We start from the raw sequence: 21,743 nt of genomic DNA, 5'->3' as shown, positions 1-21,743 counted from the left end.
GGAATCTCAAGGATAGTCTTGGCCGACTCAACGACAAGCCGCGTTAGTTACACGTTGGATTCAACCCTGGATAGCGTCAATAAGGTTGAACAGACAGCTGAGCAGTACGCCCAGCGCGCTGGCTTTGATGAAGAGACGATTCCCTATATCGCCATGGCAGTGCGCGAAGCGACAGTCAATGCCGTCTTGCACGGAAACGCCTACGATACCAACAAGCACATCACGGCATCGTTTGAAACCACCGCCGAAGACCTCGTGATCCGCATCACCGACCAGGGGCCAGGATTAGATCCGACCACCCTTCCGGACCCCTTGGCGCCAGAGAACATCTTGCGGGGATCGGGACGCGGCATCTTTTTGATTCGGGCCTTTATGGATGAGGTAAACTTTCGCCAGTTACATCCTGGCACCGAGTTGACCCTCATCAAGCACCGCACACCCGCGAAGTCGGGGACCTAAGGAGAACAGTAAACATGAGCATGAAAGTATCTACTCGCCAAGTGGACGGCGTCACCATTCTGGATTTGAGCGGACGTATTACCCTCGGCGAAGGCAGTGTAACGATTCGCGATGCAGTCCGCGACCTTTTGGCTAAAGGACAGCAGAAGATTCTGCTCAACCTGGCCGATGTGAACTACATCGACAGCTCGGGTATTGGCGAGCTGGTCAGCGCCTTCACCACGGTCAAGAACGCCGGTGGCGAACTAAAGCTGCTGAATCTCACCAAGAAGGTTCAGGACCTGTTGCAGATCACCAAGCTCTATACCGTCTTCGACGTGCGCGATGACGAGGCTTCTGCAATCTCTTCCTTCACCCGCTAAATTTTCTTCCATAAGAAAGGCCGTTGCTGATGGGCAACGGCCTTTCTTCGTGCCAAGGTTCAATCGGCTTCTACTTATTTAGAGAAGTCGACCTTGGGCGCGACACTGTTCTCCGGGTTCCCCCTGAAATACTCGTCACGGTAGTGGAAGCCAGCCATGCCGGCCCAGATGCTGTTGGGGAACTGCCGGACGTAGACATTGTAGTCCTCCAGCACCCGGTTGTATCGCTGCCGTTCGACCGCAATCCTGTTTTCCGTTCCCGCCAGTTCGTCATTCAGCCGCATGAACTGGTCGTTGCCCTTCAGGTTGGGATACTGCTCCTGTAGCCGGAAGAACGGCCCCAGGGCGACATCCAGCTTGCGGTTGGCATCGATGTTAGCCGAATGGTCAGAACCAGCCGCCAACACACCTGCACGGGCATTGGCGATATTCGTAAGAACGCTGGACTCTTCCGCCACATAACCTTTCACCGAAGCCACCAGGTTCGGAATCAGGTCCAGACGCCGCTGCTGCACCACGTTAACCTGCGAATAGGCTTGGTTGATCGCTTCGTTCTTTTGCACCAGAGTATTTTTGGTGCTCACGTAACTTCCGCCTGCAAAAAGCAGCAGAAGGATGATGAGGCCAACAACACCCAAAACAATCCATAAAGGCTTCATGTTTTCTAGTATTCCCCTCTCTGAGCTTGGTTTACGGGCCGAGGTGCTATCGTATCACCCCGCCAGTACTCACTTGTTATGACATCTCTGCGCGGCCCCTGAACGGTACTTCTAAAAGCTGGCTCCCCCACCTCCGGAGCGACCACCACCAAACCCGCCAAATCCTCCACCGCCGCCACCGCCACCCCAACCATCGCGGTCGTCGCCACCTCCACGGTAATACCCTCCTCTCCCGCCGCCCATAATATTCCCAAGAAGAAAGAAGATGAGCCCCAGGTTGCCTGTACGAGCCAGGAAGAAGAGAAGAAGCAGAATCACTCCGCCGCCGATCAGAACCTGGGTCAAGCTAAGAGGCGTAGGTTCTTCTCGGACTGGCTGCCTGCGATACTGCTGTCCTGGAATCGTCAGCGCCACCCCTGCATCGGCAGCAATGATCGACGCAAGCTGCCTTACCCCCAGAGGAACGGCCGTGTCGTAGTCTCCCTGATTGGCCGCAGGAACCATGGAACGCCCAATATCACCGACCTTGGCGTCATTCAGGATGCCCTCAAGCCCATAGCCCACCTCAATGCGGCCACGCCTCGGGTGCATGACAAGGACCATCAACACACCGCGATCGTCCTTATTTCCGACTCCCCATTTGTCTTCCAGTTCAGTGGCAAACTCTTCGATCGTCTGGTCGTCATCCAGCGTCTTGATGGTGACAACGGCGATCTGCGCATGCGCCTGGCGATCTACCTGACTGCACAGCGTCTCCATCTGCTGCTTCGTTGCAGGCGAAAGCACTCCCGCAAAATCGTTGATATAGCCGGTGGGAGCCGGAAGAGATTTCACCGACTCAGCCGACACTGCCAGTGGCAACACCAGCAGTACAACGATCCCCAACCATCGTGTGATTCGGTTCATCGTCTGGTTATTCTACGCTCGCAATCAAAACACAGCACTATATCCACTATTGGGCCGAAGGAGGCATCTGCCCAGAGCTTACTTCGGGTTTGGGACGATGTCCTGGCATTGGAATTCCCCGGTCATGCGCCATCTTGTCCACCATCACCATGTGATCGTGAATCAGTCGCGCTCCGCGATCTGCAACATTCTTCACCTCTGAATCCGTCGTGCTGGTGGATGCTATCCGAAACTCACGTAGGTCCTCGTGGTGGTCTTTCACCATATAGGCGATATATTCCTTGTCGAAATCCTCTCCCGAAAGTCCATTCAGCTTCTCGTACTCAGTTTGGTCTGCCTTCCCCATCTTCTTCGGCAACATCGTACCGATGGTATCCGCCAGCTCAGCCATCTCCTTGTTCAGTTGAGTGTGATCATCGACCATCTTTTGTCCAAACGACTTCACATCTTCGCTCGCCCCCTTCTCCGAAGCCAGCTTCCCTAACTGAACATCGCCCAGCCCACCTTCCGCTGCCTTCCGAACAAACATCTTGTCCTTCATGTGTTGAATCGTGTCATTTGGAGCTCCACTGGAGTCCTGTAGCGATGTCGTCGGGGCCTGCACCCGCCCCGGCTGATTCGGCTGCGTCTGAGAAGCAGGAATTCCCATCGGATCGGATTGCGCCAGAATCGTGGGCGTCAGGCCAAGCACAGAACTAAATACAAACATAGAGAGAATACGAGTCATAGAGCCCCCTTTGGTCGATCATTGTAGCCCTATCTCCGCAGCAATAATCAACCTGATTGTTGGTGCCTCCGCGAAGCCTAAAGGTTGCCCTAAAATCTCTCCACAGAACACGATATCCTTGCAGGAACATGGAAAAGACACTCTCGTCCGTCACTCCACCGGTAGCCCGCCGCGACCCCTCACCGACCACGATTCACGGCCAGGTTCTCGAAGACGATTACCGCTGGATGCGCAACAAGGATTCCGCCGAAGTCATCGAGTACCTCGAAGCCGAGAACGCCTACACCAGTGCGTTCATGAAGCCTACCGAGGATCTCCAGGCAAAGCTCTATACCGAGATGCTCTCCCACATCAAGGAGACTGACGAGTCTGTTCCCTTCCGCTTCGGCGACTGGTACTACTACACGCGCACTGTCGAAGGCAGCCAGTATGCCATCCACTGCCGTCGAAAGGCCATTGGCGAAATCTACGACGCCACTCAACCAGAGCAAATCATCCTCGATGTCAACCAGCTCGCAGTCGATCAGCCCTTCATGGCTGTAGGAGCCATGGTCGTAACCCCTGATGGCGAAAAGCTGGCTTACTCCACCGACAATACCGGCTTCCGTCAGTACACCCTTCACATCCGCAATCTGACCACCGGCTCCGATTACCCCGATACCGCAGAACGCGTCGGCTCGATCGCCTGGGCCGCCGATTCGCACACGCTCTTTTACACAACTGAAGATGAGGTCACCAAGCGCCAGGACAAGCTCTTCCGCCATCGTCTCGGCGACAACAACATCGACGATGCCATGATCTACGAGGAACGCGACGAGCGCTTCAATATCGGCGTCGGTAAGACCCGCGACGGCAAATATCTACTCATGGAGGCCGGGAGCCACACCACCAGCGAGTGCAGCTATCTCCCCGCCGATACTCCCGGCGGCGTCTTCCTCGTCATTGCCCCTCGCCAGGACGAGCAGGAGTACTCTGTCGACCATCGCAACGGACTCTTCTATATCCGTGTCAACGACACCGGAAAAAACTTCCGCGTCGTCACTGTCCCTGTCGACGGAGGAAGTCGAGAAGCCTGGACGGAGCTGCTTCCGGAGGACAAGGAAGCTCCACTTGAAGATTTCGAGGTATTCGACTCATTCTGCGTCATCTCCAAACGGGTGCAAGGACTCCCCACACTCGCCGTCTCACAACTCTCCGCCAATGGAAGCCTCGAAACTCCTAGCGAGATCAGCTTCCCTGAGCCTGCCTATACCGCAATGGCTCACATCAACCGCGAATTCGTCACCACGAAGTTCCGTTACAGCTACCAGTCCCTCGTCTCCCCTGCCTCGGTCTACGAGTACGACGTCGCCACGGGAGCCTCCACATTACTCAAGGAGCAGGAGATCCCCGGGGGCTTCGATCGCTCCCACTATGCCTCCGAGCGTCTCTGGATCACTGCCAGCGATGGCGTTCGCGTTCCAGTCTCACTCGTCTATCGCCGCGACCAATTCCATAAGGACGGAACGAATCCGCTCTATGTCTACGGATACGGCTCTTATGGCTATCCTCTTCCTGTCAGCTTCAGTCCCGCTCGTCTGTCCTTGCTCGATCGTGGTCTGGTGTTGGCCTACGCCCACATCCGCGGCGGCGGCGACCTCGGCGACACCTGGCACGATGCTGGAAAGATGATGGTCAAGCGCAACACCTTCACCGACTTCATCGCCATCGTGGAAGCTCTCGTCACTCAGGGCTATGGCGCAAAAAATCGAGTCGCCATAGAAGGCGGCAGCGCGGGAGGCCTGCTCATGGGTGCTGTGGTCAACCTGCGACCCGATCTCTTCAGCGTCGTGCTGTCGCATGTTCCCTTCGTCGACGTCATGAACACCATGCTCGACGCCTCTCTGCCCCTCACTGTCGCCGAGTACGAAGAGTGGGGAAATCCTAACGAGCCCGAAGCCTTCGCCTACATGCGGTCGTACTCGCCGTACGACAATCTCAAACCCGGCGATTATCCCGCCATGCTGGTCAAAACCAGCCTCAACGACTCGCAGGTCATGTATTGGGAGCCCGCCAAGTACATCGCCAAGCTGCGAACCCTGAAGAAGAACGACACTCCCCTGCTCCTTCACATCAACATGGACGCAGGTCACGGAGGAGCCTCAGGCCGCTATGACTACCTCAAGGAGATCGCCTTCGACTACGCCTTTTTTCTCCTTGAGTTGGGAGCAGTTGAGGAAAGCAAGTCGTAACAACAGAATCCAACCGTCGTAGCCACAACCTCACTTGCAGGCGTATCGTATCCCGCAAGTGAGGTGCCGCTATGCTGAGGAGAGATTTCCTTCGCCGCACTGCCAAGGGCCTCGGTGCCGTTTGGCTCGCCAGCAACTCCCCTACCTCTACACTCGGTCTCGAACCTCTCGCGAAAAAAATCACAGCCCATGACGAGGTCACCCTCGGCAAGACCGGCATCCGCACCTCTCGTCTGGCAATGGGTACAGGAACTGTTGGATTCGGTGGTGCTTCCAACCAAACCCGTCTTGGCTCAAATCCCTTCACCCGTCTTCTTCTCGACGGCTACCACGAGAATGGACTTCGTTTCTTCGATACAGCCGACTCCTACGGCTCACACCCGAATGTTCGCGAAGCTGTAAAGCAGCTTCCGCGAGACAAAGTCGTCATCATGACCAAATCTGATATCCGCGAGCCTGACAGGCTTCGGAGTGCTCTCGATCGTTATCGCCGCGAACTCGGGACCGATTACATCGACATTCTTCTTATTCACTGCGTCACGGAAGGAGACTGGACCACACGCTATCGTGGCGCAATGGATGTACTCAGTGAAGCAAAGCAGAAAGGCATCATTCGTGCCCACGGCTGCTCCTGCCATACCATTGAGGCCCTCCGCGCAGCGGCAGCATCGCCTTGGGTCGAAGTTGATCTTGTTCGCCTCAACCCAATCGGCTCTCACATGGACGCGGATCCCGACACGGTTCTCAAAGAGATCAAAAAGATGCGCGCCGATGGCAAAGGAATCGTCGGCATGAAGATCCTCGGCCAGGGCGATCTTCGAGACCGCCCCGCCGAGGCCATTCGTTATGCACTTTCTACTGGGGTCCTCGATGCATTCACCATCGGAGCCGAATCGCGCAAAGAGCAGGACGATCTCACGCAGAAGATCGCCGCAGCATAACTAGCTGTCGTTCTTATGAAACCGCTCTTCTTCGCCTGCCACTAATCAGGTACACCGCAGCGCGCAGTTCCAGCAAGGGATCGTCGGAAGGTTCAATTCCATCCAATCGCGGAATTGGATCGAAGATGATCTGCTTCTGTTCTCGCTCGTTGTCGGCAACCAGCTCTGCTAACTCAATCGTCCCCAGATCGACCATCTTCCGCTCCGGCGGCCAGTGGACGGTTACATCGTCCACAAGATCACCGTCTTCTGCAACCTGAACCGTAATCTTGAACCGGATTGGCTCGTTTTTGATTCGGTCATTCAACTCGTTGAACAGGAAGTCTGGCCCCTTGCCCGCGGCTTCCTCGGCGCTCAGATGTTTCTCTCCGGCCTCGGGCAATATGAGATATCTTCCGAATCGACTGACTCCGTCTTTGTTCGTAAACTTCATCGCAGTCAGTCCAAAATAGCGCTCCTCGGCAAAACTTACCGGCATCGGCGTAATCGACTGCACAAACGCCAGCGCCTTTGGATGGCTCCCAATAAACTCCTGTACCTTGCCTTTGTCCGGCTGAGTCACCGCGCGCAAAAATTCCAGAAACTCCGTTCCGTTGGTCGCAGGAAATCCGTTCGCCGAATGCGACACAATGTCGGTATGAACATGCTCCGCCAGATGAAAACGAATCGCCATCCCACGTGGATCGGCTCCGGCATCGTTATCCGGAATCAGGGGAAGTCCAGTCGAATTTGAAAACCTCACCGTCACCGGCGTTGAGGCCTGTGTCACGTGCTGAGCTCTGGTTAGAGAAGTTGCTCCATCAGCAGGAGTGAATCGTCCTGTCAGCATCAGGCCCTTGGCGTGAGCTGGCCTGAAACCTGGGTGTGGGCCAAATACCTTCTCAAACTCCGTTAGGATCTCCTCACCTAGGGCAATCAACGTCTCATCATTTGGTAGTGGCATCGTTGCTCTCCTTCCTCGCAGACTAAATCACAATCCTCATCTGAGGATGAAGATGTCTTACCCGCTTCGCTACCATCGAGGAAGAATGATTTGGACAACCCGAAACTAATCAAACTTCCGTAACCATATGTTCCGCACCGAAATCTTGCTGGGTTGGCTTTCAATCTCAAATCCAATCAATCCCGACTGATTGTTCACCGAATCTTTGTTGTCATCAATAAACACTGCCATCAGTTGCCCATTCATGATGTGCATCATCACCCCACCCCGCGCAATAATCTCATAGTCGTTCCACTCATTCACCTTCACATAACCACCCAGCGCCTGCTTGTCGCCGATGTTCGCCACCAGACGGTTCGTCTGTCCCGGCAATGCCTGCGTTACCTGTCCGCGATAGGCAAGTATCCCCTGCATCGTATTCTCCGAGTACCACTGCCCCGTATACGATGCCGATCTCTCATTCACCGGAAACCAGAAGTCTGCCTGCGGCCCGGTCATCATGAACTTCAGGTCATACGGAGGCAGGCCCGCAGGTTGAGGTCGCGTCCAAGGCACACCCGTTACGCTCCGATACTGAATCCCGCCGCCTCCGCCCTTCTCAATCTTCATCTGCAGTTTCAGATCGAAGTCCTTCGCCTTCTCCCCGCGGTAGACGATGTAGTTATTCCCTTTCGGCTTGCCTTCAAACGTCTCCCCCACCATCACGCCATCTTCTACATGCCAGATGCTGGGATCGGCATCCCACCCATTCAGAGTCTTGCCGTCGAAGATTTGTTGGTATCCCGTATGTTCATTGATGTCATACGGCGCAGGATCATGGAACTTCGGCATTCCCGGCAGCTTCTCCCCATGCGGTCCAGCCTGCGGAGGACGCGCCGGTGGCGACTCCAGCGCTGATGGAACCACCTGAGCCATAAGCATCCCCGTACTCATCACAATCGCCGGAAGCAGGCAACAAACAGAATCAGCACACGAAAACCACCGCATAGATTTCATCCTCAAAATTGAGACGTTTCATTTTCCGACAAAAGTCTAGCGGAACAGAGGGTTCTTGCGACAGTTTGTCGTTATTTGGAAGATGTCATTCCGACCGAGGTTGACGCTCCTAAGCGGCAACGAAGTGGAGGTGCTGAGTGTACAGGGACATGCGTTTGACACTTGACATTTGGCTAGACTATACACAACCATATGGTTGTGGATAAATTGGGTACAACATTTGCGGCTTTGTCTGATCCAACCCGCCGGGCAATGATCGAGCGACTCTCCCACGGGCCAGCCTCTGTGCATGGATTGACAGAACCGTTTGCACTCTCACAGCAGATGATTTCAAAACATATTGCCTATCTGGTGCGGGCGCGGATCGTGATCAAGACGAAGCGTGGACGAGAGAGTGTCTGCACGCTCAGACCCGAGGCGATCAAGACAGTCAGCGACTGGGCGATTAGCTATCGCCGATTCTGGGAAGAGAGCTTCGACAAGCTGGATGTAGTTGTAAATCAAATGAAGAAAGAGGAGGCCTCAGATGGCAGAAAACACGGTTAGCGAAATTGAGCGGATGGTCGTTACAAGAATTTTTGATGCCCCACGTGAGTTGGTTTGGAAGGCGTGGACAGACCCGAAGTACATCATGCAGTGGTGGGGACCGAAGGGTTTTACTGCGCCGGTTTGTGAGATGGATTTTCGCGTTGGAGGAAAACTTCTCTGCTGCATGAAGGCACCGGATGGGCAGATCTGCGGCTGGAACACGGTTGAATATTACGAAATTGTCCCGTACGAGAAGATCGTTTCTTCCATGTACTTTTCCGACTCGAAGGGAAACAAGATCGATCCTGCGGAATTAGGAATAGAACAGGAGTCTATCGACGGTGCGTACGACGTGACCCTCTTTGAGGATCTCGGAAACGGCCAGACGAAACTTACCTTCATCGGAAACGAACCCATGGAGAGCGCGAAAAATAGCGGTCAAATGGAGGGCTGGATTCAGATACTCGATAAAGTTGCCGCAGTTGTTGCGGAGCTTGTGCCGGCGAAATAGCAAGTGGACGTTTTGACGATCGCCATGTGCGAGATACAGCTGAGGCTGGCGGCGAAGGCTTGGTTAGAACAGGCTTCTCGCCGCGCGGCCGAATAGCCGCCTTTTCAATAAGTGACGCTTGGCTCATCTGTTGACTTCAGACCAATGCACTCATCCGCAAACTCAGACCGCTCGCGGTGCAGCTCGAAAACGAAGCTCGTCCCAATCCCTTTACCTCCCCCGGAGTCGTTCCATCGTCCGCCGGTCCCTCTTCGTCGGCCTTCCACTCTCCCACACTCGTTCATAGACCGGCATCACCTTTTTGGCCTCGGTCAGCAAGCGTCGCTGTTCCTTGCTCTCTTCCGTCTCCCGATACAAACCCTGGGCTACTGAAGCTGGCCCACGAACCTCACTTACGCTCAACACTTCAATCTCAAACTCGCCCGACGCATTCCGCACCTTCAACATCTCGCCCACGTGCACCTCGCGCGCGGCCTTCATTGGCTGCCAGGTCGCACCCGCTCTTCGGCTTTCGATCCTGCCCAGCTCACATGCCTTTACTGCCAGCGCACGGGTCTTGAAGAACCGCGCTGCCCAAAGCCATTTATCCATCCGTACCGATTCCATGGATCCCCGCAATGCTCCTTCAACAATCATCATTCCACCGATGGGCCACTTCGACCGAATTCACCCCCTAAAGTGTCATTTCGACCGAAGACGGCAACGCCGCCAAAGCGGGGAAATCCCCGCACTTATCCTCATTCTGTCGACAAAAATCTTTCTAAACCAATGTGTCATCCTGAGCGAAAGCGGTATAACCGCCGTAGTCGAAGGATCTGCGTTTATGTGGACATAAACTTCACTCACCCCGGCCTTCCATCCAAACTCCCTGTCAATCCCTCTCAGAGGAACCATCTTCGCGCCTTCATCGCCAACCCCTTTCTCTCCTCCGACTTACACCGTCCGTGAGAATTGCGGTCGAGGTGCAGATTCCCCCACCTGCTTCCTCTAAAATGAAACTAAACGTTTCCTCGGGACATCCGCCTCATATAAATCCAAAAGGCATCCCGAAGAAGTACGAGCCTAAGTTATCTGGATCGAATACTTTGCGCACTTTAAGATAGGGGGGTGGGAATGACTGCAGAGACAACAATCACAACTTCACCTCCATCTGACTTCAACGCCTTTCTCGGAAACTCGACCGCGGTCGAGCAGCTTCGGACTGCTATCGCCGCAGGTCGCTTCCCGCACGCTCTCATCCTCTCCGGCCCTGCCGGAGCCGGAAAGTACACTCTCGCCCTGATGCTCACCATGGCGATCGAGTGTGAGCGCCAGCCCCGCGATCTCTGGTCCAACGGCCTCTCTCTCGCCGGCTTCTGCGGAGTCTGCCGCAACTGCACCCGCATCGCCACGGCCTTCAACCTCGAGGAAGAGGTCGATAAAGCCGTCGCCGCCCGCGAAGAGCTCCGCGAAACCGACAAAAAGGAAACCCGCGTCCTGGTTCAGCCTCACCCCGACGTCCTGATCGTTCCGCCCGATCCCCCACAGCTCCTCATCAAGCTCGGCCAGGTTCGCACCCTCATCCAAAGTTCAAACTACCTGCCCGCCGAAGCTCCACGAAAGGTCTTCATCATTACTGCCTCTTCTTTCATGAAGGAGGCCGCCAATTCCCTGCTCAAGGTTCTTGAGGAGCCTCCCGCAACCGTCCACATCATTCTTCTTGCCGAAAATCCGGGGGAGCTTCTCCCCACCATTCGCTCCCGTTGCGCCCTCGTCCGCCTCGGTGCTCTTCCGGTCGACGAAATCGAGATGCTGCTCAGCGATCGCCGCCACGACATTCCGGCAAAACAGCGCACCCTCATCGCTCGACTTGCTCAAGGGGCTGCAGGACGCGCCCTCGGCTTCGATCTCGCCGCCTATACCGCAGCTCGTACCGATGCCATGCTCCTTCTTCGCGGCGCCATCAATGATCCTGATCACACCGCACTCTTCAAAATGACCGAGACCTACCGTGCCGGTGCTGAAGGACAGCAGAAAACCACCAATCTTCTCCGCACTCTTTCTCTTTTGTTAGAAGACATTCTTCTCATTCAGTCCGGAACTCCGGAATTGGTCCGCAACGCCGATCTCCGCGCCGAGCTTGAGCGCCTCGCCCAGACCGTCTCCTTCCAATGGATCGAGCAGGCATCGCGCGGGCTCGACCAGGTCTGGAGCGGGATGCGCCGCAATCTCCTGCGCGGGCTCTCTCTCGATGCCTTCGCCGAACAGCTTGCCTCTTCAGCTCGCTAAGTTCTCGCAAACCATTTTTTATCTATTCAAGAAGCATCCTTATAAATAAAAGAACCTTCCTAAACAAAAGGATCGTTCATGCTCCCCTTGTTTTACTGCCATAGTTGTGGCGAGAAAAATGACGTAAAGCGATCAAGGTACCGCTTGTTCGAGTATCCCCTCGCGTTGGCTCTGCTTCGACCTTATCGCTGCAGAAACTGCTGGCAACGCTTCTATGCTTTCTTCTGGCATAAATGAGGAAGCTGGGGTTTGTAACTGAATTCTTTACTTTTCCCGCGCAGCCTTCCTGAGTCGGTCCCGAATCGCCTCGCCGATTCCACTCATCTCGGGCACCGGACAAACGATAACCTCAACTCCCGCCTCATCCAGCTCGCGCAATCCGGCAAACAGTCGACGCGCTAACGTCTCACCGTCGCTCCACGCTCCCCACGGATAGATCGCTGAAGCCGACGAAACCACATAACCGTCCGGCAGCATGACTCCAGCTCTCGCTCCACCTTCTGCCACTCGCTCCACAGCAACATCAAGCCCCTCTGCCTGTACCAATACCAGTCGCGCCCGCGGAGCATAATGCCGAATCCCAACCCCTGGTGAAGGCAGACTCTCTGGAGTTCGAGATGAGTCAGCTGGGCGAAACATCTCCACTTCGCCTGTTCCCAGGGCCGCCTCTAGAGCCTCTTTGGAAACACCGCCCGGTCGATACATGACCCAGTGTGGACCATCCTCCGCAGGGCCAATCACGGTCGACTCAACTCCAACCTCAGTTGGGCCGCCATCGAGCACTGCATCGATCCTCCCTTCCAGATCACCCAGAACGTGCACAGCAGTCGTGGGACTCGTCCTACCAAACCGGTTCGCGCTCGGAGCCGCCACCGGAATCCCAGCCTCTCGAATCAGCGCCAGCGCCAGCTCATGCCTCGGCATCCGCACTCCAACCAGCGGCCTACCCGCCGTCACCGTATCCGGAACGACAGCCTTCCGAGGCAACAGCAGAGTTAGTGGCCCTGGCCAGAACACCTCCATGAGTCGCTCTGCGGACTTAGAAACCTCCGCCACCCGATCCCCCATCTCCCGATCACAGACATGCACGATCACCGGATCCCATCCCGGCCTCTCCTTCGCTGCAAAGATCTTCGCAACTGCTGTGGCATCAATGGCATTCGCCCCGAGTCCATAGACCGTCTCGGTTGGGAATGCGACCGTACCACCCCTTCTCAAGATTTCAGCCGCACGCATTATTCCCTCGGGGCCTTGAAGCCGTTCTGTCTTTCCAGTGGACATATCTTCTCCATCCTATCGCTGCCATCGAAACGCGAACCGCCGTATACTCAGCCCATGTCGAACGCTGAGATCGAACTCAAGCTCCCCGTCCCCGATCCCGCAGCCTTTCAGGCGCGTCTTCTCGAACTCGGCTTCCACATCGAAACACCGCGCACCTTCGAACACAACACTCTCTACGACACACCTACTCGCGATCTCCGCGCACGCATTGAAATCCTCCGCATCCGCCAGTACGGCGACATCTGCACCCTCACGCATAAACGTACAAATCCGCAGAATTCTATCGAATCCTCACGCTACAAGGTGCGGATCGAAACTGAGACCACCGTCGCTGACGGAACCGCACTTGGGCGCATCTTCGAACAGCTCGGCTACGGTCCTGCCTTCACCTACGAAAAGTACCGCACAGAGTGGTCACACCCCGATGTTCCCGGCGCGCATGTCGTTGTGGATGAGACTCCCATCGGTACCTATGCCGAACTCGAAGGCCCTCCAGTGTGGATCGATCGTACCCTGATTGACCTCTCCATCAATCCGGCGATCTGTCTCACAGACAGTTACGGCAAACTTTTTCTTAAATGGAAAGAGAGCACCGGAAGCAGCGCTGAAAATCTGACCTTTGCCGAGTGCGCTACCCCTGCGCTGACCTGCCACTAAAGCAAACCTCTCTTTTGCCGATAGAACCTCTGAAATTCATTTTTGGAGGTAATGCGTGGAACACACTCGTCGATCTCTCCCCCTTCTTCTCTTTCTGCTGATGCTCAGCACCGGCATTGCGCTGGCTGCAGGTCGTCGCGCTGTGGTTAGCAAGGTGGCTCCCGTCTATCCAGAGCTTGCAAAGCGCATGCACGTCAGTGGGGTCGTCGTCGTCCTGGCAACCGTACTCCCGGATGGCTCGGTCTCCGACGCCAAAGTGGAATCCGGTCATGCGCTTCTAGGCACAGCGGCCCAGGATGCAGTCAAGCGCTGGCGCTTTGAGCCTGCTACAGAAACAACCAGCATGACCGTCGATGTCAATTTTGCCGCCGCCCAATAGTTCTGTACCAAAAAAGACACGCCCGCTCACATCTCACTCAGCGACAGGAAGACTATGAAACTTGAACACAAGCTCGGCCTTGCGACAGGAGCTCTGATCCTGGCGATGCTCCTTAGCGCCTTTACGGCAACCACGCGTATCCGGGAGGCCAATCGGCTGGCCACCAGCGCGACCACACAACATATTCCCATCAATGCCACGACGCGCGACCTGAGGGTCAGAATGCTCTATAGCGTTCATGCGTTGGAGTCCTACATGCTCTTCGGCATCGATCCAGCCTCTTCCGCCGCCTTTCGCCGCGGGCGTCAGCAATATCTCGTTCAGGCGGAAGAATCCATGGCCAAACTCCGCCAGTACGTCGCACAGGGCAACCTGGGATACGACGCCACACGGATTCGCGAGATCGAGACTGGGTTCACGACCCTGAAATCCCTGGAGGAGAAGGTTGAACAGCTGAATGAATCCAAGACCTCTCAAGGAACTGCCCAGGCATACGACGTCTTTCAGAACCAGATTCTTCCTCTGGAGAAATCTCTCTTCGCATTAAGTGGCGATCTTGGTGACTCGCAAATGGAGCAGGCCAATCTTGAGATCACCGAGCTTCAGAGGGCGAACAGCTCCACCCTATGGACGCTCTGGATTGCAACGCTGATCGGCGCTATCGTCGGCGGAGTCATCTCCTTCGTTCTCTCCCGTCGCATCACTCGCTCTATCGATCTCGTCGCCGAACGCGCCGATGCAATCGCTGAGGGCAACCTGACCGGAAACGAGCTCAACCACCTGTACGGAAATGACCAGATCGGGACGTTGGCCAAGGCCATGCAGAAGATGCAATCGAATCTGAGCTCGATCATCGGCACCGTGGTACAAACGGCAAGCTCTCTGACCGGAAGCACCGCCTCTATGCGTACCGCATCCGATCAAATTCATCGCCGTATCGACCAGCAGAGCCAGCAGACCCAGCAGGCGGCCACTGCCATGCAGGAGATGTCGGCCTCCATCGCTGAGGTTTCGCGGCACACGCAATCAGCCGCAGAGACGGCCCGCAATGCAGCTCAGACTGCCCGTGAAGGTGGAGACATCGTTAAGCAGGTGCTCGGCTCCATGCACTCCATCGCTACGGCTGTCACGGAAACTTCTGCGACTGTCGGGCTGTTGGGCGAGGACTCCAAGCGCATCTCGCAGATCGTTACGGTCATTGACGAGATCGCTCGCAAGACCAACCTGCTCGCGCTTAATGCCGCTATTGAGGCTGCACGCGCGGGCGACCACGGTCGCGGCTTCGCCGTCGTTGCCGGTGAGGTCCGGCGTCTGGCGGAATCGACCGCTCAGGCGACAGGCGAGATCGCAACCATGATCCAGGAGATCCAGGACCGTACTCGCGTTGCCATCTCCAGCATGGAGAGCGGCACCGGCACCGTGCAGCAAGGCGTTGTCACTACGAACCAGGCTGGTGAGGCTCTGGAACGCATCATCGGCATGGCCGAGCGTGTCGATAAGATGATCACTCAGATTGCGATCGCCGCTTCACAGCAGGCTGCGGCAGCAGATCAGTCCTCGGCCAGCCTCGACGCGATCCACTCGCTCAGCAACGAGAACCTTGCCGGGATGGCAACCACGGCTTCCGGAATCGAATCGCTACGCAGCACCACCGTCATGCTCGAGGAACAGGTGGATCGCTTCCAGTTGCAATCTCACAGTATGAAATTGGGCCGGTCCATCGAGACCATTCCCCACTCCGTTCCCGCGGCTTCGCGAGCAGCATAGAAAGGTTGAAGGGCTTGTCTGTTTAGACAAGCCCTTCCTGTTTACCCTTATCGCCTGGGCATTAGACATTGTTCTAGAAGATCTGGAAGTTGACCTCGACGTTCAGCTCTACCAGAACCGGTTTTCCATTCTCCATCGCTGGCTTGAAGCGATACTGCTTCACCGCTTCAACTGCTTTTTCATCCAGCCCCATGCCCACACCGCGAATGACGCGTACATGGCTGGGCAGGCCATTGGTGTCGACCCACAGGTTCACCAGTACATTACCGGCGACTTTGGCCTTGCGGGCCTCTTCGGAAAACTCCGGTTCGACCGAATAAATCAGCTGGGGTGCAGAGACGCCGCCGCCGATTCGCCTCGGGCCGCCGCCCATGTTGCCGCCTGAACCCGGACCGATACCCGAACCATTGCCTGAGCCCAATCCCGTGCCAGAACCATTGCCCATCGAAACTCCAGCAAGCGGAGAGTTTGGTAAGCCAAAGTTCGGAAGATTAGTGGCCATGTGGACATCCTTCTGGACCTCCACCGTCGGGTCAATCTTGATCTTCGGCTCCTGCAACGGCGGAGCTTTCGGCGGGACGATCTGCTGTTCGGCAAACTTCGGTGGCGATCCTTTCGTCACTGGAGTCGGCCCACGCTGTCCGCCACCACCGCCCATCGACTGGGCTTTCATGGGTGCCATCGGAGGGATGGAAACGTTCGTCAGCTCAGGCTGCTTCACCGGGGCCGCGAACGGAACCTTCTTGTGGAGCAGCCACGCAAACAGCAGGAAGAGAAGAGCGTAGATAGCGATTGCAGAACCTGTAGCAGCAGGGTTCTGCTTCGTCTTCAGAAGATCGGGAACCGCAATCGGTTTGGATTCCAGCACCAGCGGAGGTAACTTCTGCGGAAAAAAGACATCGCGGATGCTGTTCTTCAGGGAGGTGAAGACGCCTTCCTGCTCAATAATCAGATCGCTATCAACCGGCTTTGACTCCAACATCAGGGGAGTCTGCTTCACAGGGGTAAAAACATCGCGAAGATTCGACACGAGCGATGCCCACATCGACCCTTCCGTCTCTTCGTTCAGCTTCGGGGCTTCGACCGCTGGAGGCAGCGTCGTAACTGCCTCATCCCTGGAATTATCGTCCGGTGTATTCAACCAAGTATTCGCCATTAAGCTGCTTTGCCTCAACGACGGCGAGGGCTGGTCCCTCCTGCCGCCGGTTTCCTGGGGAAATCATCCGTCTCCCATTCATTGCTGTCGGTCTCCGCCGACTCATTCTCATTTGTACCGCGAAGGCAGGGCAACTGGCTCCGGAATCATTCTACAAAGATTCGCCCCGTGATGCTCGTCTGATTGGACGTAACCTTCCCCCGGATTGTCTCTCTTTTTCTGTTGGATACCGTTATATTCTTCAGAACCGTCGAGGTGCAGTTCCTGCGCGACGGCTATAACCCCGGATACAATAGACCTTTGGCTTACTCCTTGAAAAGCGAGCATAAAGAAGCAATGCCGGATGTAACTGCAACCAAGCCCGAAGCCTCCCAGTCCGAGCCTCAGGCCAAGCCCCTGAAGTCGACCCTGAACCTGCCCCAGACCGCCTTCTCTATGAAGGCAAACCTCCCGATCAACGAGCCGATCCGTCTCGAGACCTGGAAGCAGCAGGACCTCTATGCGAAGATTCGTGCCGCCCGTGCCGGCGCTCCCCGCTACATTCTGCATGACGGCCCGCCCTACGCCAATGGAGCCATCCACTTAGGCCATGCTCTCAACAAGACGCTCAAGGACTTCGTCGTCAAGACCCGGACCATGGCTGGCTTCGACGCTCCCTATGTCCCGGGCTGGGATTGCCACGGCCTGCCCATCGAGATCAAGGTGGACGAGCAACTTGGTCGCAAGAAGCTCGAGATGGACCCTATTCAGGTCCGCCGTGCCTGCCGCGAGTATGCCCAGAAGTATCTCGATCTGCAGCGCTCGCAGTTTATCCGCATGGGTATCTTTGGCCGTTGGTTTACGCCTTATGCCACGATGGATGCCGATTACGAGGCGCGCATTCTTGAGACCTTCTACGACTTCTTCGAAAAAGGATTCGTCTACAAGGGACTCAAGCCTGTCTACTGGTGCTTCCACGACCGCACCGCACTTGCCGAAGCCGAGGTCGAATACGAGCAGCACACTTCGCCCTCCGTTTACGTCCTTTACAAGCTGACCAGCGACCCTGCGGCAATCGACCCTGCATTGGCAGGACAACCGGTCTACACCATCATCTGGACCACTACGCCCTGGACGCTTCCTGCATCGCAGGCCGTCGCCTTCAATCCGGAGATGGAGTACGTCGCTCTGCGTAACTCTGCCGGTAACGTCTACATCGTCGCTGAGGCGCTCGCCGCCTCCGTCAAAGCCGCCTGCAACCTCACGGAAACGACTGAGATCGCCCGCTTCAAAGGCGAGATGCTTGACCGCGTCACCTTCCAGCATCCGTTCCTCGATCGAACCATCCTTGGTACGCTGGCCTCCTACGTCACCGCAGAGCAAGGCACCGGCGCCGTCCACACTTCGCCTGCTCACGGCGTCGACGACTTCGCCACTGGCGTGCGCTACAACCTCACCCCCGTGCAGTTCGTCGATGACGCTGGCCGCCAGTCCAACACCGATGGCAAACCCTACGAAGGACTTACCGTCTTCAAGTCCAATCCGGTCGTCATCGAGCTGCTAAAGGAGAAAGGCGCACTACTTGCCGCCGGGCAGCTTGAGCACTCCTACCCACACTGCTGGCGCTGTCACAATCCCGTCATCGTCCGCGCCACCGAGCAGTGGTTCATCGAGATGGACAAGAAGATGTCCACACCCACCGGAGAAGAAATCACCTTCCGCGAGCGTGCATTGCAGGAGATCGATCGCGTTACCTGGGACCCTGGCTGGGGCAAGGAGCGCATCTCCAATATGGTCGCCACCCGGCCCGACTGGTGCATCTCGCGCCAGCGCATCTGGGGTGTCCCCATCGCGGTCTTCCTCTGTCGCAAGTGCGGCGAGCCTCTCAATACTCCGGCAGTCAATAAGAGCATCGTCCAGCTCTTCATGTGCGAATCCGCCGACGCCTGGTACGTCCATCCCGCCGAGCAGCTTCTGCCCTCCGGCACAGCCTGTTCCTGCGGCCACACCGAGTTCCGCAAAGAAATGGACATCCTCGATGTCTGGTTCGAATCCGGAGCAAGTTGCCACGCTGTCATGGACGTCGACCCCGACGTCCAGCAGAAGCCCGGAGACCCCGATCCCCGCGCCGACCTCTACGCCGAAGGCGGCGACCAGCACCGCGGCTGGTTCATGTCCTCACTGCTCTGCTCCATCGGCCTGCACAACCGTGCGCCCTTCAAGACCGTCGCTACCTATGGTTGGACGCTGGACGAAAAGGGCCGCGCCCTCTCCAAGTCTCTCGGCAACTTTATCGATCCCGTCGAGGTGATGAATCAGCTTGGCGGTGACATCGTCCGCCTCTGGGTCGCTTCAGTCGACTTCCGTGAAGACGTCGTCGCCAGCCTGCCTCTGCTCAAGCGCCTTGCCGAGGAGATCTACCGCAAGCTCCGCAACACCTTCCGGTTCATGCTCGGCAACCTGCACGACTTCAACCCGGCCACCGATGCTGTGCAGGATTTCGCGAAGCTGGAGCCTATCGATCAGTACATCCTTGCACGCACGGCGGAGTTCGTCGACAAGGCTCGCAAAGCATATGCCGAGTTCGAGTTTCACCGCGTCTACCACCTGCTCAACGAGTTCGCGAACTCTGAGCTGAGCGCTCTCTACCTCGACGTGCTCAAAGACCGCCTCTACACCTTCGCTCCGAACCACCCTGCACGACGTTCTGCCCAAACTGCGATCTACAAGATCACCGATGCCCTCGCACGCATCGTAGCCCCCATCCTCAGTTTCACTGCCGATGAGGTCTGGCAATCACTACCCGCCGTCGAAGGCCGCGAGCCGAGCGTGCACCTCGCGCTCTTCCCCGATACTGCCGAGATCGCTCCCACTAATACCAATGAAATTCTAGGAGATTGGAACCAGCTTCTTAGCTTGCGAGATATCGTTCTAAAAGTCTTAGAAGATCAAAGAGCGGCAAAGTTAATCGGAAAGTCAGCAGAGGCTCGCGTAGTCCTTAGCTGGATATCTTCCGCAACAGAGCAAGACCCGCTCTATCAGCTTGCGCTCCGGTACGAGCGCATTCTTCCAGAGCTCTTCGGAACTTCCGACGTTGGCCTTGTTCACACGAATTCAGTTGTGGGAACAGCGACGAAGGAAACGTTCTCTGTGCAAGCAATAAATGCCGACGGGGCCAAATGTGAACGCTGTTGGCGCTATACCAAAGATGTAGGGCAGGATCATCGTTATCCTTCTGTCTGCGAACGTTGTGCCAATGCTCTTGACGCAATCGGGTATCCTCCTTATGCAGCTTCATAAAACGTCAACAAGTTGTTTTGCTTAAGGGCACGGCTTTAGCCGTGCCGCAAGAATCGCAATAAATCAAAGGGGCTTTAGCCCCTGAGGTACCAGATGCCAGAGCGCTACGAGTATCCGCCCACCGAGTTCGACCCCAAACCGCGCCAGTCCATGGATCGACGACGGTTCTACTTCCCTCTCCTGCTCGCGCTCTCTGCCTTCGTCGCCATCGCCGACCACGTCTCGAAGAAGTTCATCGTTCACCATCTTCCCGTAGGACGCTCCCACACCGTCATCCCCGGGATCCTGAACATCACCCACGTGCTCAACACCGGCGCGGCCTTTAGCTTCCTCGCCGACACTGCCTCCCCCGACGTAGTGCGCCGCGGCCTTATCCTCTTCTCCATCGCGGCCGTCCTCATCGTGGGAGTCCTGTTGCTCCGCACCTGCAAATGCCTCAACCTCACGTGCATTGCACTCGCGCTCATCCTCGGAGGGGCCGTCGGCAATCTCTACGACCGCGTCGTCTACCACTACGTCATCGACTTCATTGGCTTTCATGTCGGCCCTTACCACTGGCCCGATTTCAACTTTGCCGACTCCGCTATCGTCATCGGAGCCTGCCTGCTCATGATTGAGGTCATCCGACCACAACCGGAAAATTGAGTCTGCCCAGTTCCCCTCCTACACTGCAATGCCTCGTCACTGGTGGTATGCTCTTCGCGAGCAACCAGGGGGTGATATGAGCAACACGACGTGGCCTGAACTACCGTGGAACGCCTGGTCCGATACGGCCGCAACCCTGCACATGTGGACCCAGATCGTCGGCAAGACGCGACTGGCTCTTACACCTCTGCAGAACCACTGGTGGAATGTTCCCCTGTATGTAACCGCGCGCGGTTTGACCACATCTGCTATGGATTACGGCGACGATGTCCTCGACATCGAGTTCGATTTCCTCAGCCATGAGCTGCGAATGCGGCTTAGCTCGGGAAAGAACGAGACTCTTGCCCTGAAGCCGCGTTCAGTAGCGGATTTTTATCACGAATATCTGCGGTGCCTGGATACCCTTGGCGCCCCCGTAAAGATCTGGCCGATGCCAGTCGAGATTCAGAACCCCATCCGCTTTGATCTGGATACCCAACACCACTCCTACGATCCGGAGTATGCACACCGTTTCTGGCAGGTTTTGGTCAACACAGAAAAAGTACTTCGCTCATGGACTCCAGGATTCTTAGGAAAGGTCAGCCCTGCACATTTCTTCTGGGGAAGCTTCGACTTCGCGATGACTCGCTTCTCAGGTCGTCCTGCGCCACCTCGTGAAGGAGCTGACTCCATCCAACGGGAGGCCTATTCCCACGAAGTGATCTCCGCTGGTTTTTGGCCAGGAAATGGAGGTTATGGAGCAGCAGCGTTCTACTGCTATGCCGCTCCTGTACCCGCAGGCCTGGCGGAAAAGAAAATATCACCCGCCGCCGCGATATGGGATAGCAATCTGGGAGAGTTCCTCTTCCGCTACGACGATGTGCGCCTTCAATCCTCACCCGAGGATGCTCTTCTGGATTTCTTCCAGAGTGCCTATTCGGCCGCAGCAGACTCAGCGAAATGGGATCGAGAGACGCTGGACCGAAAGACAGCATAGCCTCATTCAAACCCGATCTGCATCGGACCAAAGCTACCGTTCCATCTCTATTTGATGATTGAATGGCATAAG

At 56.3% G+C, this 21,743-nt stretch carries 21 protein-coding genes; 13 read left to right on the top strand and 8 right to left on the bottom strand.

Going from position 1 to position 21,743, the window contains the following annotated elements:
• The first annotated feature begins 18 nt into the window (after positions 1–18).
• Positions 19–459, top strand: coding sequence for an ATP-binding protein (locus tag H7846_RS09860; protein ID WP_255460527.1), 441 nt, complete (start codon positions 19–21; stop codon positions 457–459).
• A gap of 14 nt (positions 460–473) precedes the next feature.
• Positions 474–821 carry an STAS domain-containing protein gene (locus H7846_RS09855; RefSeq protein ID WP_186691781.1) on the top strand — a complete coding sequence of 116 codons (348 nt, stop codon included), beginning with the start codon at positions 474–476 and terminating at the stop codon, positions 819–821.
• Positions 822–895: 74 nt separating this feature from the next.
• Here the strand turns inward: H7846_RS09855 and H7846_RS09850 are convergent, their stop codons facing one another.
• The 3 genes from H7846_RS09850 to H7846_RS09840 form a co-directional block, all read right to left on the bottom strand.
• Positions 896–1,480, bottom strand: coding sequence for a LemA family protein (locus H7846_RS09850; protein WP_186691779.1), 585 nt, complete (start codon positions 1,478–1,480; stop codon positions 896–898).
• Positions 1,481–1,591: 111 nt separating this feature from the next.
• Positions 1,592–2,386, bottom strand: coding sequence for a TPM domain-containing protein (locus H7846_RS09845; RefSeq protein WP_186691777.1), 795 nt, complete (start codon positions 2,384–2,386; stop codon positions 1,592–1,594).
• A gap of 46 nt (positions 2,387–2,432) precedes the next feature.
• Positions 2,433–3,113: a DUF4142 domain-containing protein gene (locus H7846_RS09840; RefSeq protein ID WP_186691775.1), complete on the bottom strand. Its 681-nt coding sequence runs from the start codon at positions 3,111–3,113 to the stop codon at positions 2,433–2,435.
• 128 nt (positions 3,114–3,241) lie between these two features.
• Here H7846_RS09840 and H7846_RS09835 point away from each other — a divergent pair, with 128 nt between their 5' ends.
• Together H7846_RS09835 and H7846_RS09830 are read left to right on the top strand one after the other, a co-directional pair.
• Complete coding sequence (locus H7846_RS09835) at positions 3,242–5,344, top strand: S9 family peptidase (RefSeq protein WP_186691773.1); 2,103 nt, start codon at positions 3,242–3,244, stop codon at positions 5,342–5,344.
• Between the two features lie 71 nt (positions 5,345–5,415).
• Positions 5,416–6,285 carry an aldo/keto reductase gene (locus H7846_RS09830; RefSeq protein ID WP_186691772.1) on the top strand — a complete coding sequence of 290 codons (870 nt, stop codon included), beginning with the start codon at positions 5,416–5,418 and terminating at the stop codon, positions 6,283–6,285.
• Between the two features lie 13 nt (positions 6,286–6,298).
• On the opposite strand, the gene H7846_RS09825 is transcribed toward H7846_RS09830, so the two are convergent.
• Together H7846_RS09825 and H7846_RS09820 are read right to left on the bottom strand one after the other, a co-directional pair.
• Complete coding sequence (locus tag H7846_RS09825; RefSeq protein ID WP_186691771.1) at positions 6,299–7,228, bottom strand: catalase family peroxidase; 930 nt, start codon at positions 7,226–7,228, stop codon at positions 6,299–6,301.
• Between the two features lie 105 nt (positions 7,229–7,333).
• Positions 7,334–8,215, bottom strand: a complete 882-nt coding sequence (locus H7846_RS09820; RefSeq protein WP_186691770.1) for a 3-keto-disaccharide hydrolase — start codon at positions 8,213–8,215, stop codon at positions 7,334–7,336.
• A gap of 207 nt (positions 8,216–8,422) precedes the next feature.
• On the opposite strand from H7846_RS09820, the gene H7846_RS09815 reads away from it, so the two are divergent.
• Together H7846_RS09815 and H7846_RS09810 are read left to right on the top strand one after the other, a co-directional pair.
• On the top strand, positions 8,423–8,770 hold the full coding sequence (locus H7846_RS09815) for an ArsR/SmtB family transcription factor (protein ID WP_255460526.1): 348 nt from the start codon (positions 8,423–8,425) through the stop codon (positions 8,768–8,770).
• Entirely contained in the window at positions 8,751–9,263 is a 513-nt protein-coding gene (locus H7846_RS09810) for an SRPBCC family protein (RefSeq protein WP_186691768.1), read from the top strand. Before H7846_RS09815 ends, H7846_RS09810 begins: the two co-directional genes overlap by 20 nt.
• A gap of 210 nt (positions 9,264–9,473) precedes the next feature.
• On the opposite strand, the gene H7846_RS09805 is transcribed toward H7846_RS09810, so the two are convergent.
• Complete coding sequence (locus H7846_RS09805; RefSeq protein WP_186691767.1) at positions 9,474–9,869, bottom strand: RNA-binding S4 domain-containing protein; 396 nt, start codon at positions 9,867–9,869, stop codon at positions 9,474–9,476.
• Between the two features lie 507 nt (positions 9,870–10,376).
• On the opposite strand from H7846_RS09805, the gene H7846_RS09800 reads away from it, so the two are divergent.
• Positions 10,377–11,531, top strand: a complete 1,155-nt coding sequence (locus tag H7846_RS09800) for a DNA polymerase III subunit (protein WP_186691766.1) — start codon at positions 10,377–10,379, stop codon at positions 11,529–11,531.
• Positions 11,532–11,795: 264 nt separating this feature from the next.
• On the opposite strand, the gene H7846_RS09795 is transcribed toward H7846_RS09800, so the two are convergent.
• Positions 11,796–12,812 (bottom strand): L-threonylcarbamoyladenylate synthase, encoded by a 1,017-nt coding sequence (locus H7846_RS09795; protein WP_186691764.1) that lies wholly within the window; start codon positions 12,810–12,812, stop codon positions 11,796–11,798.
• A 54-nt stretch (positions 12,813–12,866) separates the two neighbouring features.
• Between H7846_RS09795 and H7846_RS09790 the strand changes: the two genes are divergently transcribed.
• The 3 genes from H7846_RS09790 to H7846_RS09780 are packed head-to-tail and all read left to right on the top strand — an operon-like array spanning position 12,867 to position 15,615.
• Positions 12,867–13,469 carry a class IV adenylate cyclase gene (locus tag H7846_RS09790; RefSeq protein WP_186691762.1) on the top strand — a complete coding sequence of 201 codons (603 nt, stop codon included), beginning with the start codon at positions 12,867–12,869 and terminating at the stop codon, positions 13,467–13,469.
• Positions 13,470–13,524: 55 nt separating this feature from the next.
• Complete coding sequence (locus H7846_RS09785) at positions 13,525–13,848, top strand: energy transducer TonB (RefSeq protein ID WP_186691760.1); 324 nt, start codon at positions 13,525–13,527, stop codon at positions 13,846–13,848.
• Positions 13,849–13,902: 54 nt separating this feature from the next.
• Entirely contained in the window at positions 13,903–15,615 is a 1,713-nt protein-coding gene (locus H7846_RS09780; protein WP_186691758.1) for a methyl-accepting chemotaxis protein, read from the top strand.
• 73 nt (positions 15,616–15,688) lie between these two features.
• Here H7846_RS09780 and H7846_RS09775 read toward each other — a convergent pair whose 3' ends face one another.
• Positions 15,689–16,771 (bottom strand): energy transducer TonB, encoded by a 1,083-nt coding sequence (locus H7846_RS09775; RefSeq protein WP_186691756.1) that lies wholly within the window; start codon positions 16,769–16,771, stop codon positions 15,689–15,691.
• Between the two features lie 336 nt (positions 16,772–17,107).
• Here H7846_RS09775 and ileS point away from each other — a divergent pair, with 336 nt between their 5' ends.
• The 3 genes from ileS (at position 17,108) to H7846_RS09760 (ending at position 21,671) form a co-directional block, all read left to right on the top strand.
• Positions 17,108–20,050 (top strand): isoleucine--tRNA ligase, encoded by a 2,943-nt coding sequence (gene ileS / locus H7846_RS09770; RefSeq protein WP_186691755.1) that lies wholly within the window; start codon positions 17,108–17,110, stop codon positions 20,048–20,050.
• 93 nt (positions 20,051–20,143) lie between these two features.
• The gene (lspA, locus tag H7846_RS09765; protein WP_255460525.1) at positions 20,144–20,695 is read left to right on the top strand and encodes a signal peptidase II; all 552 of its coding nucleotides are present in this window, start codon (positions 20,144–20,146) and stop codon (positions 20,693–20,695) included.
• Positions 20,696–20,771: 76 nt separating this feature from the next.
• Entirely contained in the window at positions 20,772–21,671 is a 900-nt protein-coding gene (locus tag H7846_RS09760; protein WP_186691753.1) for a DUF5996 family protein, read from the top strand.
• Positions 21,672–21,743: the final 72 nt, after the last annotated feature.

The sequence above is a fragment of the Edaphobacter sp. 4G125 genome, from assembly GCF_014274685.1.
Lineage (GTDB): Bacteria > Acidobacteriota > Terriglobia > Terriglobales > Acidobacteriaceae > Edaphobacter.
The sequence above is the reverse complement of the archived record's forward strand: the minus strand, read 5'-3'. Positions and strand labels throughout refer to the sequence as shown.

What these genes read in the sequence shown, in the direction of transcription:
- H7846_RS09855 (WP_186691781.1), top strand. Translation starts at nt 474, where the DNA reads ATGAGCATGAAAGTATCTACTCGCCAAGTGGACGGCGTCACCATTCTG.
- H7846_RS09850 (WP_186691779.1), bottom strand. Translation starts at nt 1,480, where the DNA reads ATGAAGCCTTTATGGATTGTTTTGGGTGTTGTTGGCCTCATCATCCTT.
- H7846_RS09845 (WP_186691777.1), bottom strand. Translation starts at nt 2,386, where the DNA reads ATGAACCGAATCACACGATGGTTGGGGATCGTTGTACTGCTGGTGTTG.
- H7846_RS09840 (WP_186691775.1), bottom strand. Translation starts at nt 3,113, where the DNA reads ATGACTCGTATTCTCTCTATGTTTGTATTTAGTTCTGTGCTTGGCCTG.
- H7846_RS09835 (WP_186691773.1), top strand. Translation starts at nt 3,242, where the DNA reads ATGGAAAAGACACTCTCGTCCGTCACTCCACCGGTAGCCCGCCGCGAC.
- H7846_RS09830 (WP_186691772.1), top strand. Translation starts at nt 5,416, where the DNA reads ATGCTGAGGAGAGATTTCCTTCGCCGCACTGCCAAGGGCCTCGGTGCC.
- H7846_RS09825 (WP_186691771.1), bottom strand. Translation starts at nt 7,228, where the DNA reads ATGCCACTACCAAATGATGAGACGTTGATTGCCCTAGGTGAGGAGATC.
- H7846_RS09820 (WP_186691770.1), bottom strand. Translation starts at nt 8,215, where the DNA reads ATGCGGTGGTTTTCGTGTGCTGATTCTGTTTGTTGCCTGCTTCCGGCG.
- H7846_RS09810 (WP_186691768.1), top strand. Translation starts at nt 8,751, where the DNA reads ATGGCAGAAAACACGGTTAGCGAAATTGAGCGGATGGTCGTTACAAGA.
- H7846_RS09805 (WP_186691767.1), bottom strand. Translation starts at nt 9,869, where the DNA reads ATGGAATCGGTACGGATGGATAAATGGCTTTGGGCAGCGCGGTTCTTC.
- H7846_RS09800 (WP_186691766.1), top strand. Translation starts at nt 10,377, where the DNA reads ATGACTGCAGAGACAACAATCACAACTTCACCTCCATCTGACTTCAAC.
- H7846_RS09795 (WP_186691764.1), bottom strand. Translation starts at nt 12,812, where the DNA reads ATGTCCACTGGAAAGACAGAACGGCTTCAAGGCCCCGAGGGAATAATG.
- H7846_RS09790 (WP_186691762.1), top strand. Translation starts at nt 12,867, where the DNA reads ATGTCGAACGCTGAGATCGAACTCAAGCTCCCCGTCCCCGATCCCGCA.
- H7846_RS09780 (WP_186691758.1), top strand. Translation starts at nt 13,903, where the DNA reads ATGAAACTTGAACACAAGCTCGGCCTTGCGACAGGAGCTCTGATCCTG.
- H7846_RS09775 (WP_186691756.1), bottom strand. Translation starts at nt 16,771, where the DNA reads ATGGCGAATACTTGGTTGAATACACCGGACGATAATTCCAGGGATGAG.
- ileS (WP_186691755.1), top strand. Translation starts at nt 17,108, where the DNA reads ATGCCGGATGTAACTGCAACCAAGCCCGAAGCCTCCCAGTCCGAGCCT.
- lspA (WP_255460525.1), top strand. Translation starts at nt 20,144, where the DNA reads ATGCCAGAGCGCTACGAGTATCCGCCCACCGAGTTCGACCCCAAACCG.
- H7846_RS09760 (WP_186691753.1), top strand. Translation starts at nt 20,772, where the DNA reads ATGAGCAACACGACGTGGCCTGAACTACCGTGGAACGCCTGGTCCGAT.